Origin of the sequence: Streptantibioticus cattleyicolor NRRL 8057 = DSM 46488, from assembly GCF_000240165.1 — a bacterium.
Classification (GTDB): Bacteria; Actinomycetota; Actinomycetes; order Streptomycetales; family Streptomycetaceae; genus Streptantibioticus; species Streptantibioticus cattleyicolor.
The window spans coordinates 4,604,393-4,621,560 of sequence record NC_017586.1 but is presented as its reverse complement, the minus strand read 5'-3'; the positions used below and the strand labels follow the sequence as shown (position 1 = coordinate 4,621,560).

The window sequence follows — 17,168 nt, the reverse complement described above, 5'->3', positions numbered from 1 at the left end:
GCGCTCAGCCCCCCGTGGTGAACGTCAGTGCCTGCATCTTGGCGCCGAAGGCCCGGCCGCCGGTCAGGTTGGCCTCGGCCTGTTTGCCGATGGTCCCGGCGTGGGCGCGCATGGCGTTGGTGTCGAGCTTGAGCGTGGGTGGCGGGCCGCCGACGGCCAGGTGGGCGGTCTCTTCCAGGAGGAGTTTCTCCACGGCCCGGTCGACCTGTTCCTTCAGCGGACCGATGAGCCGGTTGACCAGGGAGCCGACGACCTCGGCCTCGAAACGCTGGAGGATGCCGTTGAGCAGGCGGTTCTGGAGTTCGATCTCGGCGACGGCGGCGGCTTCGGACAGGCCGAGGGTGACCACGGCTCCCACCTGGTCGCCGATCAACTCCGCCGCCGCGACGGTGAGTTGCGCGATGCACTCGTCCTTCATCGCCTCCACCCCGGTCGCGGCGACATCCAGCCCGTCGGCGAGCAGCCGGCATCCCTCGATGAGGGTGTGCATGTGCCCCTGGGTCTGCCCGGCCCACACCTGGACGAGCGCGGTGTACGACTCGGACGCGTAGACCTTCCGCAGGTCACCGGTGACGACGCCGTGCGTGACGTCGTGCGACCGCTGGCACTCGTCCGCGTACGACCGCAGCCCCTTGGCCGCTTCTCTGAGCTGGTCCTCGTCGATCTCGGGCCAGTTGAAGCCGAGGAGGTTGACGACCTCGGCGAGCCAGTGCGGCAGATTGATCGCCACGTGCTGGGCCCCCGTCCCCGCTCACGGACGCTGCTGGTGAGGGTTCATCATACAAATCCCGCGTCGACGAAGAGGCCCGGACGTCGCAATTTCGGCATCCTCTTCCCCTCTCAAGCCACCCCTGCCCCCGGCCACCACAGCTCGAACCACACCGTCTTCCCCGCCATCCCGAACGGTTCCTCCCCGATGGCCAGGCCGCCCCATCGGTCGGCGAGCAGGTCGAGGATGTGCAGCCCCCTGCCTCCGTCGCGCTCCGCGTCGGGAACGGCGTGGACGGGGAAGGCGGGGCTGGTGTCCCACACGCTGACCCGCAGCACGGGATGAAGCCACTTCAGCCGGACGGTGGCGAACCCGTACGCGTAGCGCACCGAGTTGGTCGTCAGTTCCGAGGTCAACAGCTCTGCGCAGTCGACCAGTTCGCCCAGGCCGTGCGCGGCCAGCACGGCGCGGAGCGTGGCGCGGGCGATACCGGGGCCGCGCGGGTCGCGCGGAAAGCGGAGTTCGTACTCCCAGGGGGCGGCGAACGGGATGGGGGTGAGCGGGCTCATCGGACCTCCGGTTCCGGGCCAGCGGTGCGCTTTCGTTGATGGCGGCCACATGGCCGAGTGGCCTGCGTCACACGCTATGGCGGATTCGGCTCATGAATGAGCCTGGCCACACGAATGAGTGAAAAATTCGAGGGCTCACTGGACCGGCAGGGCCGTCATGACAAGACTGACCGGGCGCAGACCAAGAGAGGAACCATGGCTCTTCGAAAGGCCGTTACGGCACGCCAGCGCCGACTCGCCACGGAGATGCGCCGACTCCGCGAACAAGCCGGGATCTCGATCCAGCAGGCAGCCGAACTACTGGGCGCCGACCGCACGATGATTTCCAACATCGAGGCGGCACGCACCGGCATCAGCGAGGACCGGGTCCGGCAGCTCACATGCAACTACAAGTGTCCTGACCAGCATCTCACCAACGCTCTGGCGGACCTGGCGGCGAATCGGCGCGAGCACCGCTGGTGGGACGAGTACCGTGGCAGGCTGCCGGACGGGTTCCTCGACCTGTCCGAGGTGGAGTTCCACGCGAAACGGATCCGCACCGCCCAGACGGTGCACCTGCCTGGACTGTTCCAGACCGAAGACCACGCACGCGCGATCTTCGAGCTCACCGTGCCGAAGATGCCGCGCCTCCAGGTCGAGTTGCGTGTGGCACACCGGCTCGGTCGGCGGACGATCTTCGAACGCGAAGAGCCGACCCCCTACGTCGGCATCATCCATGAGGCGGCGCTGCGCATCCCGGTCGGCGGCCGAGAGCTGGCTCGCGCCCAGCTCGAATACCTCGTAAAAGAGTCGGAACGCGATTACGTGACCTTGCTTGTCATCCCGTTCGATGCAGGCGGCATCCCCATGGCAGGGCAGTCGATCCTCTACGCCGACGGTCCCGTCCCCCAACTCGATACCGTGCACCTCGACACGGCCCATGGCCCCGCGTTCATCGACTCGCCAACGCCACTGGCCAACTACCGTGCCGTCCTCGACACCTTGGAGAAGATGGCTCTCCCGCCCGACGAGTCCCGTGACGTCATGCGGTCCATCGCACGCGAGATGTGAAAGGAACGGCCATGTCCCACATCGACTGGCAGAAGTCCTCCTACTGCGGCAACGGCGGCAACAACTGCGTCCAACTCGCCGCCACCGACCACCACATAGCCATACGCGAAAGCACCACCCCCCACGCCATCCTCACCACCACCCCCACCGCCCTCCACGCCCTCATCCGGGGCATCAAGCACGGGGAGTTCGACGGGGGCGTGGCGGAACGGGCTTAACCGGCGGGGGCCGGCGACCGCCGTTCCGTGGCGGCGATGGTGGCGGAGCCGACGACTCGGGTGCCGTCGTAGAGGACGACCGCCTGGCCGGGGGCGACGCCGCGGACCGGGGCGGCGAAGGTGACGCGGAGTTCGTCGCCGGAGGGTTCGGCGGTGACGGGGACGTCGTCGCCGTGGGCGCGGAGTTGGGCGGTGTAGTGGCCGGGCCCCGCCGGAGGCGCACCGCACCAGCGGGGGCGGATGGCGGTGAGGGCGACCACGTCCAGCGCCTCGGCGGGGCCGACGGTGACGGTGTTGTCGACCGGGGAGATGTCCAGGACGTAGCGGGGCTTGCCGTCCGGGGCGGGGGTGCCGATGCGCAGGCCCTTGCGCTGGCCGATGGTGAAGCCGTAGGCGCCGTTGTGGGTGCCGAGCCGGGCGCCGGAGGTGTCCACGATGTCGCCCTCGGCGGTGCCGAGCCGGCGGGCCAGGAAGCCCTGGGTGTCGCCGTCGGCGATGAAGCAGATGTCGTGGCTGTCGGGCTTCTTGGCCACCGCCAGGCCGCGCCGTTCGGCCTCGGCGCGGATCTTCTCCTTGGTGGTGACGGTGTCGCCGAGCGGGAACATCGCGTGGGCGAGCTGGCGCTCGTCGAGCACGCCGAGGACGTAGCTCTGGTCCTTGGCCATGTCGCTGGCGCGGTGGAGTTCGCGGGAGCCGTCCGGGCGCGTGACGATCTTGGCGTAGTGGCCGGTGCAGACCGCGTCGAAGCCGAGCGCGATCGCCTTGTCCAGCAGCGCGGCGAACTTGATCTTCTCGTTGCAGCGCAGGCAGGGGTTGGGGGTGCGGCCGGCCGCGTACTCGTTGACGAAGTCCTCCACGACGTCCTCACGGAAGCGTTCGGCGAGGTCCCAGACGTAGAAGGGGATGCCGATGACGTCCGCGGCGCGGCGGGCGTCGCGGGAGTCCTCGATGGTGCAGCAGCCGCGGGCGCCGGTGCGGAACGACTGCGGGTTGGCGGAGAGCGCGAGGTGGACGCCGGTCACGTCATGGCCGGCCTCGGCGGCGCGGGCGGCGGCCACGGCGGAGTCGACGCCGCCGGACATGGCGGCCAGGACCCTCAGCCGGGAACCGTTGCGGGGACCGGTGGGGGCACCGGGGAACTCGGACATCACCCCTACAGGGTACGGGGCCCCACCCGGTACCCACCGGGGACGGTGGCCCGGGCACCCCCGGCGCCCGCCCGCCCCGCCGTGAGCGGCCGGTACTCGCCCCCGCCGAGGAAACCGCCGCTCACACCAGCCCCGCCGACCTCGCCCGGTCCACCACCGGGCCGATCGCCTCCACCAGTTCGTCCACGTCCGCCTGGGTGGAGGTGTGGCCCAGGGAGAACCGCAGCGAGCCGCGGGCGCGGGCGGCGTCGGCGCCCATGGCGAGCAGGACGTGGCTGGGCTGGGCGACGCCGGCGGTGCAGGCGGAGCCGGTGGAGCATTCGATGCCGCGGGCGTCCAGCAGCAGCAGCAGGGAGTCGCCCTCGCAGCCGGGGAAGGAGAAGTGGGCGTTGGCGGGGAGGCGGCCGTGCGGGGCCGGGTCGCCGTTGAGCACCGCTTCCGGGACGGCGGCCTGCACCGCGGTGATCAGCCGGTCGCGCAGCGCGCCGATCTCCCGGGCGAAGGCGGGGCGGCGCTCGGCGGCGAGCGTGGTGGCGGTGGCGAAGGCGGCGATGGCGGGGACGTCCAGGGTGCCGGAGCGTACGTCGCGTTCCTGGCCGCCGCCGTGCAGCAGCGGCACCGGGGCGGCCTCGCGGCGCAGCAGCAGCGCGCCGATGCCGTACGGGCCGCCGACCTTGTGGCCGCTGACGGTCATGGCGTCCAGCCCGCTGGCCGCGAAGTCCACCGGGACCTGGCCCACCGCCTGGACGGCGTCGGAGTGCACGGGGATGCCGAACTCGGCGGCGACGGCGGCGAGTTCGCGTACCGGCTGCACCGTGCCGACCTCGTTGTTGGCCCACATCACGGTGACCAGCGCCACGTCGGAGGGGTCGCGCGCGATCGCCTCGCGGAGCGCTTCGGGGTGCACCCTGCCGTACGGGTCGACGGGGAGCCACTCCACCCGGGCGCCCTCGTGGTCGGCGAGCCAGTGGACGGCGTCGAGCACGGCGTGGTGCTCGACGGGGCTGGCCAGCACCCGTACCCGGGCCGGGTCGGCGTTGCGGCGGGCCCAGTACAGCCCCTTGACCGCGAGGTTGTCGGACTCGGTGCCGCCGCTGGTGAGGACCACTTCGCTGGGGCGGGCGCCGAGGGCCGCGGCGAGCGCCTCCCGGGCCTCCTCCACGGTGCGGCGGGCCCGGCGCCCCGCCGCGTGCAGCGAGGAGGCGTTCCCGGTGGCGGTCAGCTGCGCTGTCATCGCCTGGACCGCCTCCGGAAGCATCGGAGTGGTGGCGGCGTGGTCGAGGTAGGCCATGGTGCCCCGATTCTATGCGGGTTCCTGGCGGAGGCCCCGCCTCCGCCGCCACCGCGCGGACGCGCCCGGCGGCACGGAACGCGCCGTGGGCGGTTACGCCACCAGGACCCGGGCGAGCTGCCGCGACTGGGCCACCAGGCGGTCGGAGCTGTCCCAGACCTCGGCGTCCTCCTCCAGGAAGCCGCCGGCCAGGTTGCGGGTGGTGATGCCGACGCGCAGCGGGCCGGGGACGGGGCGGGCGCGGAGGTGGACGGTGAGTTCCACGGTGGGCACCCAGCCGGTGAGGCCGAGGTCGAAGGCGGTGGGCGGCAGGGCGTCGACGGCGAGCAGCACGGAGAGCGGGTCGTGGTCGCGGCCGTCGGCGAGGCCGAACCAGGCGCGCATCTCGCCGCGTCCGCTGGGGGCGCCCACCGCCCAGCCGGCGGTGGCCGGGTCGAGGCGGATGTCGAGGCGGTCGGCGATCGCGGTGCTGCCGGGGATGGGGCGGTGGCCCTCGGGGGCGTCGTCGGTGCCGACGCAGGCGGCGTAGGGCGGGATGGCGAAGGGGCGGGCGCTGGTGCGGACGTCGTCCGGCAGGGCGGTCAGGTCGCCGTAGGTGGCGGTGGCCCGCAGCCGTTCGGTGCCGTCCTGGCGCAGCGAGACCTGGCCGGTGGACATGGTGCGGCCGGTGCGGACGACCTCGGTGCGCAGTTCGGCCGGGCCGGGGGTGGAGGGGGTCAGGTAGTGCGCGGTGATGGTGAACGGGTCGGGGTGCGGGAGGACGGCGCCCAGCGCGCGGGCGGCCGTCGCCAGCAGGTAGCCGCCGTTGACCGCGCTGATGATGGTCCACCCCGCCGACAGTTCGGCGTCGAAGGCGCCCGGCTCGCCCGGCCGGGGCGTGATCGCGGTGTCGCGGTCGAACTCGCTGTCCCCGATGGCCGCGCGCCCGGCGCCCGCGACCGTCTGTGCCACCTGATTCATGGCGGTACCGTACACCTAGATGTTACTGGCTGGTAGGGGGGTGCGCCGGGGGCCGTACCGCCGGGGCCGCCGGCTCCTGCTCCCGTACCGTGCTGCGCCGGTGCCAGGCGCGCGGGGCCCGCCAGCCGTACCGCATGGCCAGCAGCCGCAGCACGAACGCGGTGACCGCGGCGAGCACCCCGCCGGAGGCGGTGAAGGCGTGGAAGTGGATCAGCAGCGCCACGATGGTGGCCCCGACCAGCGCCGGCACCGCGTACAGGTCGCGGTCCCAGCGCAGCAGCGAGGGGACCTCCTGGGCGAGGACGTCGCGCAGCACCCCGCCGCCGACCGCGGTGGCCAGCCCCAGCACCGCGGAGGAGGTGGGCCCGAGCCCGTAGGCGTGCGCCTTGGTGGTGCCGGCCACGCAGAACAGCCCGAGGCCGGCCGCGTCCAGCACCATCACCGTCCGGTTGATGCGTTCCACCTCGGGGTGGAGGAAGAAGACCAGCACGGTGGCGCCGAGCGGGGTGAGGAAGTAGCCGAGGTCGGTGAAGGCGGCGGGCGGCACCGCGCCGATCACCAGGTCCCGGAACAGCCCGCCGCCCAGCGCGGTCACCTCCGCGAGCACCGCCATGCCGAACACGTCGAGGTTCTTGCGCACGGCGAGCAGCGCGCCGGAGATCGCGAAGACGAAGATCCCGGCGAGGTCGAGGGTGTGCTGGACGGACGGGCTGAACAGGTGCGGGTTCACGACGACAGTTCTACAGGGCGGCGCGGGCGGTGCCGTCCGCCCGTCCGGTCAGCCCAGCGAGGGCCGCGCCGGGGTCTCCAGCCAGGTGCGGAACAGGTCGCCGAGGGGCTTGCCGGAGACCCGCTCGGCGGTGCGCACGAAGTCGGAGGTCTGCGCGTTGCCGTACCGGTGCTCGCTGGTCCACACCTTCAGCAGCCGGAAGAACGCCTGGTCGCCGATGCGTTCGCGGAGCATCTGGAGGGTCATCGCGCCCCGGTCGTAGACCGCGTCGGAGAACATGGTGTCGCGCTGGGGGTCGTCGACCTTGATCTTCCAGAACGGGTTGTCCGCCGGGTAGGAGTTGTAGGCGGCCAGGAAGGAGTCGTGGGCGGAGCGGGTGCCCTTGTGCTCGGCCCACAGCCACTGGGCGTAGGTGGCGAAGCCCTCGTTGAGCCAGATGTCCTTCCAGCGCCGCACCGAGACCGAGTCGCCGAACCACTGGTGGGCCAGCTCGTGGACGATGGTGGACTCGCTGCGCACCGCCGAGTAGACCGGCTTGGACTGCACCTCCAGGGAGAACCCGGCCAGCGGCATGTCGTCGACGATGGCCCCGGTCTCCTCGAACGGGTACGGGCCGAAGACCTTCGACCAGTAGTCGGTGGCGTCCGAGGTCACCTGGTAGACGTCGACCTTGCTGCTGGCCTCCAGGTCCGGGTCGATGGCCACGTACATCGGGATGCCGCCGGGGGTGCGGCCGGTGCGCACGTGGAACCGGTCGATGGTGGCGGTGGCCAGGTAGGTGGCCATCGGCCTGGTCTCGCGCCAGTGGGACCAGGTGCGGTCGCCCTTGGTCCAGGTGGAGACCAGCCGGCCGTTGGAGACCCCGGTGAGCCCCTTGGGGGCGTCCATGGTGATGTCGAAGGTGGCCTTGTCCGACGGATGGTCGCTGGAGGGGAACCAGGTGGAGGCGGCGTTGGGCTCGCAGGCCACGAAGACACCCGTCTTCGTCTTCATCCAGCCGTACTTGGACCCGAAGACGATGGGGCCGCCCAGCGGCTGGGGTATGCCGTGGTACGTCACGTCGGTGGTGAACGTCCGGCCGCGGCGCAGCGGACGGGCCGGGGTGATGACGAGTTCGTCGCCGCGGCGGGTGAAACGGGCCCGGCGGCCGTCGACGGTGACCTTGTCGACGGTGAGCCGCTGGAGGTCGAGGTCGAACCGGGAGAGGTCCTGGGTGGCCCGGGAGGTGACCGCGGCCCTGCCGTCCAGGCGTCCGCTGGCCGGGTCGTAGGAGATGCCGAGGCCGTAATGGCGGACGTCGAAGCCGCCGTTGCCCAGGTCGGGGAAGTAGGAGTCGCCGATGCCGGGGGCGCCCGGGGTCGGAACACCGGGCCGGACGGACGACGCCGCGGACGCCGGGGAGGTCCCCACGGCGACCATGCAGGCCGACGCGGTGGCGACGGCGAGGGCGACGAGCCGTGCCGGACGGGACAGTGCCATGAGCGTTCCCTTCGAAGGCGCTGACAGTGCCGGGCGGAACTCTGCCTCCTTGTGACCTGTCATGCACACGGTTTACGGGAACTGGCCGGAGAACCCCCGGTAGTTGGCCGGTACACCCAGGCGTACGCGCCATGCCCGGCGGGCATCACCACCACGCCACCGAGTACGCGTTCGACTGCCGCTCAGACGTCCCGTAATGTCTGGCTGTCCTGTCCGGCACCGTGTGGGGGTTGAGACCAAGGTGCACAGATCCTCCCGGCACCGCGCCAAACGGCGCGGTGCCTTCGTCGCCACCGTCGTGGGTGCGGTCCTGGCCGTCGTGGGAACGCTGGTGGTGATCGGTACCGCCGGCGCCTCGGACACCGCGCCGGCGTCCACCTTCGCCATCCCGGGCGCTCCACTGCCCGTCCCGGCGGCGGTCCACCGCTGGACGGCCGAGGCCGCCAAGCGGTTCTGGACCGCGCAGCGGATGGCCCAGGCCAAGCCGCTGCCCGACAACAAGCCACTCACCTCGTCGCGTTCGCGGCTGTCCACCGGCGCCGTACCGCACCCGCAGACGGTGCGTCAGGTGCCGATGGACACCACCCCCACCGATCCGGCGTCGCCGAGCGCGTCCACCACCCCGAGCGCCCCCGCCTCCCCGTCCGCCCCGGCGTCGTCCCCCACCGGCGCCCCGGGCACCCCGAGCACCACGCCGACCCCGTCCGCCCCGAGCAGCCCGCCGGCCTCGCCCGACCCGGGCGGCAACAGCGCGCACTTCGGCGGCCTGCCGATGATCGGCCGGATGTACATGCAGACCGGCAGCGGCTACTACTTCTGCACCGCCAGCGTCATCAACAGCCCGCACCACAACATCGTGCTCACCGCGGGCCACTGCATGGACTCCAAGGCGGGCGGCGGTTCGATGGCGTTCGTCCCGCAGTGGACGGCGGCCAACCCGCAGCCGTTCGGCATCTTCCCAGTGGCCACCGACTCCGAGGGCCGCAGCCGGGTGTGGATCGACCCGCGCTACTACGACCTCGGCCGGGTCCAGGGCAACCAGTGGGACGTGGCCTTCGCCCAGGTCGGCGCGCGTTCCGACGGCAAGCAGGTGCAGGACGTGGTGGGCGGCAACACGCTGGCCACCAACCAGGGCTACGCCTTCTCCAACGTGCGGGTGGTCGGCTACCCCGGTAACGACCCGCAGCCGCTGACCTGCACCAACGGCACCACCCAGTTCTCCCCGACGGACGGCGCCCCGGGCACCTTCCTGCGGATCGCCTGCGACGACTACCGCCCCGGCACCTCCGGCAGCCCGTTCCTGGCCAACTTCGACCCGCGGACCGGCACCGGCCAGGTGGTCGGCAGCATCGGCGGCTGGCAGACCGGCGGGCCCACCAGCGACGTGTCGTACAGCCCGTACTACGGCGCCGACATCCAGAACCTGTACAACGCGGCGGTGACCGCCACCCCTCCGGCGCGGCCCAACGTGCTGCCGTCCGCCTCGATGATGGCCCACGCCACGCTGATGACCTCCGGCCGCTTCGTCCCGTCACCGGCGCCGGACCGCGACTACAGCGACATGGTGGTGCGCTGGTCCGACGGCGAGCTGACGCTCTACCGGGGCGCCGGCAACGGCCGCTTCGACAAGGAGATCCAGCTCGTCAAGAAGAACACCACCTGGACCAAGGCGGTCGCCATGACGGCCGGCGACTTCACCGGGACCAACACCTACGACCTGGTGGTGCGCTGGTCCGACGGCAGCCTGACGATGTTCCCGGACGTCGACGCGCGCGGCCTGCGCACCCAGATCACCCTGGCCAAGCCGGGCAGCACCTGGAAGTACGCGACCACCATCACGGCCGGCCGCTTCACCACCGACGACAAGTGGCCCGACGACCTGATCGTGCGCTGGTCGGACGGGGAGACCACGCTCTACAAGAACCTGGACGGCCGCGGCCTCCACGCCCAGGTGCAGCTCAACAAGGCCAACCGCACCTGGAAGAACGCCGTCTCCATCGCGGCCGGCGACTTCGCGGGCACCGACAACTGGGACCTGGTGGTGCGCTGGTCCGACGGCGAGGTCACCCTCTACCCGGACGTCAACGAGAAGGGCTGGCACGGCGAGATACGCGAACGGGCGCCGAGCCCGCTGTGGACCAAGGCCACGCTGACCATGGCCGGCGGCTGGTCCGGCACCGGTGTGTGGCCCGACGACTACCTGGTGCGCTGGTCCGACGGCCAGGTCTCCGTCTACACCGACACCGGCAAGGCACTGGGCACCGAATCGGTGCTGGTGGCCGCCACCGGCTCGTCGCTCCCCTACTCCCGCCGCTGACCGCCCGCGCGGCACGGCAACCGGCACCCCGGCGCACCACGCGCCGGGGTGCCGTCACTTTCCGGCCGCTTTCCGTTTTCCCGCCCCGGCCGGGGTCGGTACCGTCGTGCGCCATGGACGAGCGAATCCGCGCGGTGTGCGACCTGACCGTTCCGGTGGTCCGCGAGATGGCCGGGCTCCACGACTACGACGGGGTGGTCCAGGACCTCTCGCCGGACGGGGTACGGCGCGGACTCGCCGCGCTGGCCCGCGCCCGCCGGGACGGCGCCCCGCTGGACGACCCGCACGACGAGGCCCACCTGGCGGTCTTCGAGGAGGCCGTACGGGTGCAGTACGCCGACCTCGAACTGCACCGCAGGGACCCGTACCTGCACCTGTCCAACCTCGAACTGACCGCCTACGACCGCGAGTACGCCCCGGCCGCCGAACGGGACCGCGCCCGCCGCCGCCATCTCGCCCGCTGGCCGGAGACGGTGGACGCGGCCATCGCCGCCCTGGACCTGGTCACCGCCCCGGTGGCCGCCGCGCTGCTGGGCGCGGTACGCGGGCTGGCCGCCGGTCTCGACGCGGAACAGGACGCGGTCACCGCCGCCGCGCTCGCCGCCCACGAACGGCTGGTCGCCCACGTCCACCGGGCCGCCGCGGCCGGCGACCCCGATCCCCGGCTCGGCGCGGCGACGCTGGCGGCGCTGATGGGCAGCCAGGAGGGGCTGCCCGCCGACCTGACCGCCCTGGCCGGCCAGGCGGAACAGGAACGGGCACGCCTCACCGCGCTGCTCACCGAGGCGTGCCACGCCCTCGCCCCGCACACCCCGGTGGCCGTGACCGTCCGGGGACTGCTCGCAGACCACCCGGACGCGGACGGGGTGATCCCGGAGGCGGCCCGGCTTACCGCCGAGGTGATCGACTTCACCCGGCGCCGCGGCCTCGTCCCGTACCTGGACGGCGAGTGCCTGGTCGGCCCGGCGCCGGCCTCACGCCGCTGGTCCTCGGCGATGCTGACCTGGGCGGCGCCGTACGAGGCGGACGCCCCGTCCTGGTACCACGTCACCCCGCCCGGGGACGACTGGCCGGACGAGGAACGCGAGGAGTGGCTGACCCTGTTCAGCCGGGCCGGGCTGCCCGCGGTCACCGTGCACGAGATCGCCCCCGGCCACTTCGCGCACGGCCGCGCGCTGCGCCGGGCCCCCACCGACGTCCGGCGCACCCTGCACTCGCTGGGCTTCTGCGAGGGGTGGGCGCACTACGCGGAGGAGATGTGCCTGGAGGAGGGGTTCCGGGACGGCGATCCGCGGTTCGCCGCCGGGGTCGCCCTGGAGGCGCTGGTCCGGGTCACCCGGCTGACGTGCGCGATCGGGCTGCACACCGGGGCGATGGACCTCGCCGAGGCCACCGAGCGGTTCCGCCGGGACGCGTACCTCTCCCCGGCCGCCGCGGCCTCGGAGGCCCGCCGCGGCACCTTCGACGCCGCCTACGGCCGTTACACCTGGGGCAAGCTGGAGATCCTGCGGCTGCGGGAGCGGGCCCGGAAGCGGTGGGGGGCCGGCTTCTCGCTGCCGCGCTTCCACGCCGCGCTGCTGCGGCTGGGCAGCCCGCCGCTGGGGCTGCTCCCGGCGGCGCTGGACGACCCCGGTCAGTAGCCGCCCGGGGCGGGGGCGGGCCAGGGCGGCGCGGCGTAGGCGTCCCGGTCGAAGAACGGCCGGGCGTGCGCCCGCAGCCACATGGCCACCGGGTCGTACTCGTCGGCCATGGCCACCGTCGCCACCGGCAGCCCGTCCGGGGCGGCGGCCACCGCCTGCGCCATCATCGCCCGCACCGCCTCCACCGAGGCGGCCCCGGTGTCGTACAGGTCGACCCCCACCGCCAGGTACGGCTCGCCCAGCGCCGGCTCCACCCAGGCGCAGCGCAGCGCGCGGACCACCGGGGTGTGGTGGGCGTGGTGGGTGAGGGCGCCGTAGAACTGCGGTGCGGGGACGGCCGGTTCGGTGATGCGCAGCGGGCCGGCCGGCACCCGGTCCAGGCCGGTGGCGACGCGGCGCAGGTCGAGCCAGGGCACCCCGACCCCGCCGCCGGGGGCGTGCGGGTTGAGCCACAGCCCGTACCGTTCGCGGTACAGCTCGGCGGCGATCTCCCGGCCGACGACGACCTCGTGGGACCGGTTCCAGCCGCTCGCCGCGAGCTGGGCGGCGGAGGTGACGCAGGGCGCGTAGCCGTAGCCGTCCAGCTCCATGTTGCCGTACTGGGCGTCGGGCGAGCCGGGTTCGCCGTGCCACAGCAGCATCCACACCGAGCCGTCGGCGAGGGCGCGCAACAGCGTCTCGTAGGTGTCGTAGCGGCCCGGGGCCACCCGCTCCAGTGCCTGTTCCACCGCGGGTCCGCCGCCGGTGCCGCCCGCCGCCCCCGCGGTCACGGGTTCGTCCGCCTCGTGTGTCGCATTCCACCAGGTTAGGCCGCCGGGCCCGGCGGGTGGTTCAGTCCCGGGTGAAGAACGGCCGCACCCGCTCGTGCATCCAGTCGCCGACCGGGTCCTGGGCGACGTCCAGCAGCACCAGGTTGACCGGCCACGCCACCGGGGCGTGGCCGAGCGCGCGGCCGAGGGCGTTCATCGCCTCGGCCCGGTCCGACTCCTGCCAGCGGTCGAGTTCGACGCCGACGAAGAGCACCGGCGCGTCGCCCTCCACCGAGGCCAGCGCCCGGCGCGCGGTGAGCACCACCGGGGTGACCGCGAACTCCCCGGCGGCGGCGGCCAGGAAGTCCACCGGCTCGGCGTCCGGGGCCGGCTCCCACAGCCGTACCCGGCCGCCGGCGGCCCCGGTCCGGCACAGCTCCGCCACGGCCGCGGCGGGCAGCGGCAGTGTCACCGCGCCGCCCGGGTTGACCACGATGCCCGCCCGCGGCGGCAGCCCGCGGACGAACTCCCGGGCCGGCGCCACCGCGAACGACATCCCCGGCGCCACCCGCCGCAACTGCCCCTCGGAGCTGAACACCGGCACGTGCGCGAAGCCGTCCAGCTCCATCGCGGGCAGGTCGAGCCCGGGGCTGTCCGGCCCGCCGCCGTTCGGCAACGGCACCCACAACGAGGAGCGCCCGAGCACCTCCAGCACCCGCGGCGTCGCCCCCGGGTCGCCGACCGCCGCGCCCAGCACCTCCTCCAACTCGTTGGCGGGCCAGCCGTCGTGCGGCACCACGGAGCCCTCGGCGGGGTACGGGTGGTGGTGGGCGGCGTAGGGGTCCTGCGCGAGGTACCCGTCCCCCGGCGGATACGGATGGTGCGCGGCGTACGGGTCGTGCCCCGGGACGACACCGGGCCCGACGGGTCCCTCGTGTCCGCTTCCGTACTGCGCCGGTACGCTCATCACCGCTCCACCCCGCTCACCACCGTGCGACATGCCTGGCGGAACCCTAGCCTCTCGACGCCTCTGGATCCGCACCGCGTGGGCGTGCAATGATGCCCGCACCAAACTGCATACCGGCCGCTCGACACCGTGCGGGAGAGCCCCTGGCCCGGCAGTGGCCGGGGCGCCGAAGGAGCAAGTCCTCCCTTGAATCTCTCAGGCCCCGATACCGCACGGTCTAGGCACATCTGAAAAGCGGGCAGCCGACGGCTGTCCCACCCAAGGTGCAAACCGCCCCCGCGCCGCGGCGACATCCGTCTCGCGTACCGGGTCGTGGTGAACCTCTCAGGTTCCGATGACAGATGGGGAGGGCCCCGCCCGCCCTGTCGTCGGCATCCGACGTCATCGACCCGTCCCGCCTGGGAGCACTGATGAGCACCGCCCCCGAAGCAACCCGACGTACCGCGCTGGACGCGGTGCACCGCGCGCTCGGCGCGACCATGACCGATTTCGCCGGCTGGCAGATGCCGCTGCGCTACGGCAGCGAGCGGGACGAGCACCACGCCGTCCGCACCACCGCCGGCCTGTTCGACCTGTCCCACATGGGCGAGATCACCGTCACCGGCCCGCAGGCCGGGCAGGCGCTCGACCACGCGCTGGTGGGCCACCTGTCCGCGCTCGCCGTGGGCCGGGCCCGCTACACCATGATCTGCGCCGAGGACGGCGGCATCCTGGACGACCTGATCGTCTACCGGCTCGCCGAGGCCGAGTACCTGGTGGTGGCCAACGCCGCCAACGCCCGGGTGGTGCTGGACGCGGTCACCGAGCGCGCGGCCGGCTTCGACGCCGAGGTGCGCGACGACCGCGACGCCTACGCGCTGCTGGCGGTGCAGGGCCCCAACTCGCCGGCGATCCTGGCCTCGCTCACCGACGCCGACCTGGCCGGGCTGAAGTACTACGCCGGGCTGCCCGGCACCGTGGCCGGGGTTCCGGCGCTGATCGCCCGCACCGGCTACACCGGCGAGGACGGCTTCGAGCTGTTCGTGGCGCCGTCCGACGCCGAGCGGCTGTGGCAGGCGCTGACCGAGGCGGGCGCCGCCCACCAGCTGGTGCCGTGCGGGCTCTCCTGCCGCGACACGCTGCGGCTGGAGGCCGGCATGCCGCTGTACGGGCACGAGCTGACCACCGCGCTCACCCCGTTCGACGCCGGGCTCGGCCGGGTGGTCAAGTTCGACAAGCCGGGTGACTTCACCGGCCGCGAGGCGCTGCTGGCCGCCGCCGAGAAGGCCGCCGCCACGCCGCCGCGCAAGCTGGTCGGCCTGGTCGCCGAGGGCCGCCGGGTGCCCCGGGCCGGCTACCCGGTGGTGACCGCGGAGGGCACGGTGATCGGCGAGGTCACCTCCGGCGCCCCCTCCCCCACCCTCGGCAAGCCGATCGCCATGGCGTACGTGGACGCCGGCCACGCCGCCCCGGGCACCGCCGGGGTGCGGGTGGACATCCGCGGCGCCCATGAGCCGTACCAGGTCGTGGCGCTGCCGTTCTACAAGCGCGAGCGCTGACCGCCCCCGTTCCGTCACCCGGTGCCATCCGCCGCTGACGGCGGGTGACGCCATCTCGTCGTCCTGCCCCGTTTTCGCGGGCACCACCTGTATCCAGGAGAATTCCCCCATGAGCAACCCTGAGCACCTTCGCTACAGCAAGGAGCACGAGTGGCTGTCGCCCGCCGAGGACGGCGTGGCCACCGTGGGCATCACCCAGTTCGCCGCCCACTCGCTCGGTGACGTGGTCTACGTGGACCTGCCGGCCGTCGGCGCCACCGTCACCGCCGGCGACACCTGTGGTGAGCTGGAGTCGACCAAGTCGGTGAGCGACCTGTACTCCCCGGTCTCCGGTGAGGTGGTGGAGGTCAACCAGGACGTCACCGACGACCCGGCGCTGGTCAACACCTCCCCGTATCAGAACGGGTGGCTGTTCAAGGTGCGCGTCACCGGCGAGCCGGGCGAGTTGCTGTCGGCCGCCGAATACGAAGCCTTCACCGGCGAGTGATCCTGGAGATCTGAAACCCATGTCGCTTCTCAACAGCTCCCTGCACGAGCTCGACCCCGAGGTCGCCGCCGCGGTCGACGCCGAGCTGCACCGCCAGCAGTCCACCCTGGAGATGATCGCCTCGGAGAACTTCGCTCCGGTGGCCGTCATGGAGGCCCAGGGCTCCGTCCTGACCAACAAGTACGCCGAGGGGTACCCCGGCCGCCGGTACTACGGCGGCTGCGAGCACGTCGACGTCACCGAGCAGATCGCCATCGACCGGGTCAAGGAGCTGTTCGGCGCCGAGGCCGCCAACGTCCAGCCGCACTCGGGCGCGCAGGCCAACGCGGCGGCGATGTTCGCGCTGCTCAAGCCGGGCGACACCATCCTGGGCCTGGACCTGGCGCACGGCGGCCACCTGACCCACGGGATGAAGATCAACTTCTCCGGCAAGCTGTACGACGTGGTCCCGTACCACGTGGACGGCGAGTCGGGCCTGGTCGACATGGCCGAGGTGGAGCGGCTGGCCAAGGAACACCGCCCGCGGCTGATCGTGGCCGGCTGGTCGGCGTACCCGCGGCAGCTGGACTTCGCGGCGTTCCGCCGGATCGCCGACGAGGTGGGCGCCTACCTGATGGTGGACATGGCCCACTTCGCCGGTCTGGTGGCCGCCGGGCTGCACCCGAACCCGGTGCCCCACGCCCACGTGGTGACCACCACCACCCACAAGACGCTGGGCGGTCCGCGCGGCGGGGTGATCCTGTCCACCGCCGACCTGGCCAAGAAGATCAACTCCGCGGTCTTCCCCGGCCAGCAGGGCGGTCCGCTGGAGCATGTGATCGCCGCCAAGGCGGTGGCCTTCAAGGTCGCGGCGAGCGAGGAGTTCAAGGACCGGCAGCGCCGTACGCTGGCCGGCGCCAAGCTCCTCGCCGAGCGGCTGTCGCGGCCGGACGCGGCCGAGGCGGGCGTCGCCGTGCTCTCCGGCGGCACCGACGTCCACCTGGTCCTGGTCGACCTGCGCGCCAGCGAGCTCGACGGCAAGCAGGCCGAGGACCGGCTGCACGAGATCGGGATCACCGTCAACCGCAACGCCATCCCGAACGACCCGCGTCCCCCGATGGTCACCTCGGGGCTGCGGATCGGCACCCCGGCGCTGGCCACCCGCGGGTTCGGCGAGGACGACTTCCGCGAGGTCGCCGACGTGATCGCCGAGGCGCTCAAGCCGTCGTACGACGCCCAGGCGCTGGGTGCCCGGGTGGCCGCGCTCGCGGCGAAGTACCCGCTGTACCCGAATCTGTAACACTTCATGGGGGTGGCGGGTCTCCCCCGCCGCCCCC

Annotated in this window: 16 protein-coding genes and 1 riboswitch; of the genes, 7 read left to right on the top strand and 9 right to left on the bottom strand. The window is 72.8% G+C overall.

Features of this window, described 5'->3' with window-relative positions:
• Nucleotides 1-4: 4 nt before the first annotated feature.
• Nucleotides 5-730, bottom strand: a complete 726-nt coding sequence (locus SCATT_RS20375) for a WXG100-like domain-containing protein (RefSeq protein WP_014145029.1) — start codon at nt 728-730, stop codon at nt 5-7.
• Between the two features lie 110 nt (nt 731-840).
• Nucleotides 841-1,278, bottom strand: a complete 438-nt coding sequence (locus tag SCATT_RS20370; protein WP_014145028.1) for an ATP-binding protein — start codon at nt 1,276-1,278, stop codon at nt 841-843.
• 195 nt (nt 1,279-1,473) lie between these two features.
• Here SCATT_RS20370 and SCATT_RS20365 point away from each other — a divergent pair, with 195 nt between their 5' ends.
• Both SCATT_RS20365 and SCATT_RS20360 read left to right on the top strand, forming a co-directional pair.
• Nucleotides 1,474-2,328 carry a helix-turn-helix domain-containing protein gene (locus tag SCATT_RS20365; protein WP_014145027.1) on the top strand — a complete coding sequence of 285 codons (855 nt, stop codon included), beginning with the start codon at nt 1,474-1,476 and terminating at the stop codon, nt 2,326-2,328.
• A gap of 11 nt (nt 2,329-2,339) precedes the next feature.
• Nucleotides 2,340-2,546, top strand: coding sequence for a DUF397 domain-containing protein (locus SCATT_RS20360; RefSeq protein ID WP_014145026.1), 207 nt, complete (start codon nt 2,340-2,342; stop codon nt 2,544-2,546).
• Here SCATT_RS20360 and mnmA read toward each other — a convergent pair.
• From mnmA to SCATT_RS20335, 5 genes are all read right to left on the bottom strand, one after another.
• Entirely contained in the window at nt 2,543-3,694 is a 1,152-nt protein-coding gene (mnmA, locus tag SCATT_RS20355) for a tRNA 2-thiouridine(34) synthase MnmA (RefSeq protein ID WP_014145025.1), read from the bottom strand. The two genes, SCATT_RS20360 and mnmA, sit on opposite strands and share 4 nt — an antisense overlap.
• 121 nt (nt 3,695-3,815) lie before the next feature.
• Nucleotides 3,816-4,985 carry a cysteine desulfurase family protein gene (locus tag SCATT_RS20350; protein ID WP_014145024.1) on the bottom strand — a complete coding sequence of 390 codons (1,170 nt, stop codon included), beginning with the start codon at nt 4,983-4,985 and terminating at the stop codon, nt 3,816-3,818.
• 93 nt (nt 4,986-5,078) lie between these two features.
• Entirely contained in the window at nt 5,079-5,945 is an 867-nt protein-coding gene (locus SCATT_RS20345; protein ID WP_014145023.1) for a thioesterase family protein, read from the bottom strand.
• A 22-nt stretch (nt 5,946-5,967) separates the two neighbouring features.
• Nucleotides 5,968-6,675, bottom strand: coding sequence for a trimeric intracellular cation channel family protein (locus tag SCATT_RS20340; protein WP_014145022.1), 708 nt, complete (start codon nt 6,673-6,675; stop codon nt 5,968-5,970).
• Nucleotides 6,676-6,723: 48 nt separating this feature from the next.
• Nucleotides 6,724-8,154 (bottom strand): M1 family metallopeptidase, encoded by a 1,431-nt coding sequence (locus SCATT_RS20335; RefSeq protein WP_014145021.1) that lies wholly within the window; start codon nt 8,152-8,154, stop codon nt 6,724-6,726.
• A 241-nt stretch (nt 8,155-8,395) separates the two neighbouring features.
• Here SCATT_RS20335 and SCATT_RS20330 point away from each other — a divergent pair, with 241 nt between their 5' ends.
• On the top strand, nt 8,396-10,471 hold the full coding sequence (locus SCATT_RS20330; protein ID WP_014628399.1) for a trypsin-like serine peptidase: 2,076 nt from the start codon (nt 8,396-8,398) through the stop codon (nt 10,469-10,471).
• A 113-nt stretch (nt 10,472-10,584) separates the two neighbouring features.
• The gene (locus SCATT_RS20325; protein WP_014145019.1) at nt 10,585-12,111 is read left to right on the top strand and encodes a DUF885 family protein; all 1,527 of its coding nucleotides are present in this window, start codon (nt 10,585-10,587) and stop codon (nt 12,109-12,111) included.
• On the opposite strand, the gene SCATT_RS20320 is transcribed toward SCATT_RS20325, so the two are convergent.
• Together SCATT_RS20320 and SCATT_RS20315 are read right to left on the bottom strand one after the other, a co-directional pair.
• Nucleotides 12,105-12,881: an enhanced serine sensitivity protein SseB C-terminal domain-containing protein gene (locus tag SCATT_RS20320; protein WP_014145018.1), complete on the bottom strand. Its 777-nt coding sequence runs from the start codon at nt 12,879-12,881 to the stop codon at nt 12,105-12,107. The genes SCATT_RS20325 and SCATT_RS20320 overlap by 7 nt on opposite strands.
• A 61-nt stretch (nt 12,882-12,942) precedes the next feature.
• The gene (locus SCATT_RS20315) at nt 12,943-13,827 is read right to left on the bottom strand and encodes an enhanced serine sensitivity protein SseB (protein ID WP_014145017.1); all 885 of its coding nucleotides are present in this window, start codon (nt 13,825-13,827) and stop codon (nt 12,943-12,945) included.
• 122 nt (nt 13,828-13,949) lie between these two features.
• A riboswitch (glycine riboswitch) is annotated at nt 13,950-14,048 on the top strand.
• 189 nt (nt 14,049-14,237) lie between these two features.
• Here SCATT_RS20315 and gcvT point away from each other — a divergent pair.
• From gcvT to glyA, 3 genes are all read left to right on the top strand, one after another.
• Nucleotides 14,238-15,365, top strand: coding sequence for a glycine cleavage system aminomethyltransferase GcvT (gcvT, locus tag SCATT_RS20310; RefSeq protein WP_014145016.1), 1,128 nt, complete (start codon nt 14,238-14,240; stop codon nt 15,363-15,365).
• A gap of 109 nt (nt 15,366-15,474) precedes the next feature.
• Nucleotides 15,475-15,852, top strand: a complete 378-nt coding sequence (gene gcvH / locus SCATT_RS20305; RefSeq protein ID WP_014145015.1) for a glycine cleavage system protein GcvH — start codon at nt 15,475-15,477, stop codon at nt 15,850-15,852.
• 19 nt (nt 15,853-15,871) lie between these two features.
• On the top strand, nt 15,872-17,131 hold the full coding sequence (glyA, locus tag SCATT_RS20300) for a serine hydroxymethyltransferase (protein WP_014145014.1): 1,260 nt from the start codon (nt 15,872-15,874) through the stop codon (nt 17,129-17,131).
• Nucleotides 17,132-17,168 lie beyond the last annotated feature (37 nt).

Coding starts and splice junctions, on each gene's coding strand:
- SCATT_RS20365 (WP_014145027.1), top strand. CDS start 1,474: ATGGCTCTTCGAAAGGCCGTTACGGCACGCCAGCGCCGACTCGCCACG.
- SCATT_RS20345 (WP_014145023.1), bottom strand. CDS start 5,945: ATGAATCAGGTGGCACAGACGGTCGCGGGCGCCGGGCGCGCGGCCATC.
- SCATT_RS20335 (WP_014145021.1), bottom strand. CDS start 8,154: ATGGCACTGTCCCGTCCGGCACGGCTCGTCGCCCTCGCCGTCGCCACC.
- SCATT_RS20350 (WP_014145024.1), bottom strand. CDS start 4,985: ATGGCCTACCTCGACCACGCCGCCACCACTCCGATGCTTCCGGAGGCG.
- mnmA (WP_014145025.1), bottom strand. CDS start 3,694: ATGTCCGAGTTCCCCGGTGCCCCCACCGGTCCCCGCAACGGTTCCCGG.
- SCATT_RS20360 (WP_014145026.1), top strand. CDS start 2,340: ATGTCCCACATCGACTGGCAGAAGTCCTCCTACTGCGGCAACGGCGGC.
- gcvH (WP_014145015.1), top strand. CDS start 15,475: ATGAGCAACCCTGAGCACCTTCGCTACAGCAAGGAGCACGAGTGGCTG.
- gcvT (WP_014145016.1), top strand. CDS start 14,238: ATGAGCACCGCCCCCGAAGCAACCCGACGTACCGCGCTGGACGCGGTG.
- SCATT_RS20315 (WP_014145017.1), bottom strand. CDS start 13,827: ATGAGCGTACCGGCGCAGTACGGAAGCGGACACGAGGGACCCGTCGGG.
- SCATT_RS20370 (WP_014145028.1), bottom strand. CDS start 1,278: ATGAGCCCGCTCACCCCCATCCCGTTCGCCGCCCCCTGGGAGTACGAA.
- SCATT_RS20325 (WP_014145019.1), top strand. CDS start 10,585: ATGGACGAGCGAATCCGCGCGGTGTGCGACCTGACCGTTCCGGTGGTC.
- glyA (WP_014145014.1), top strand. CDS start 15,872: ATGTCGCTTCTCAACAGCTCCCTGCACGAGCTCGACCCCGAGGTCGCC.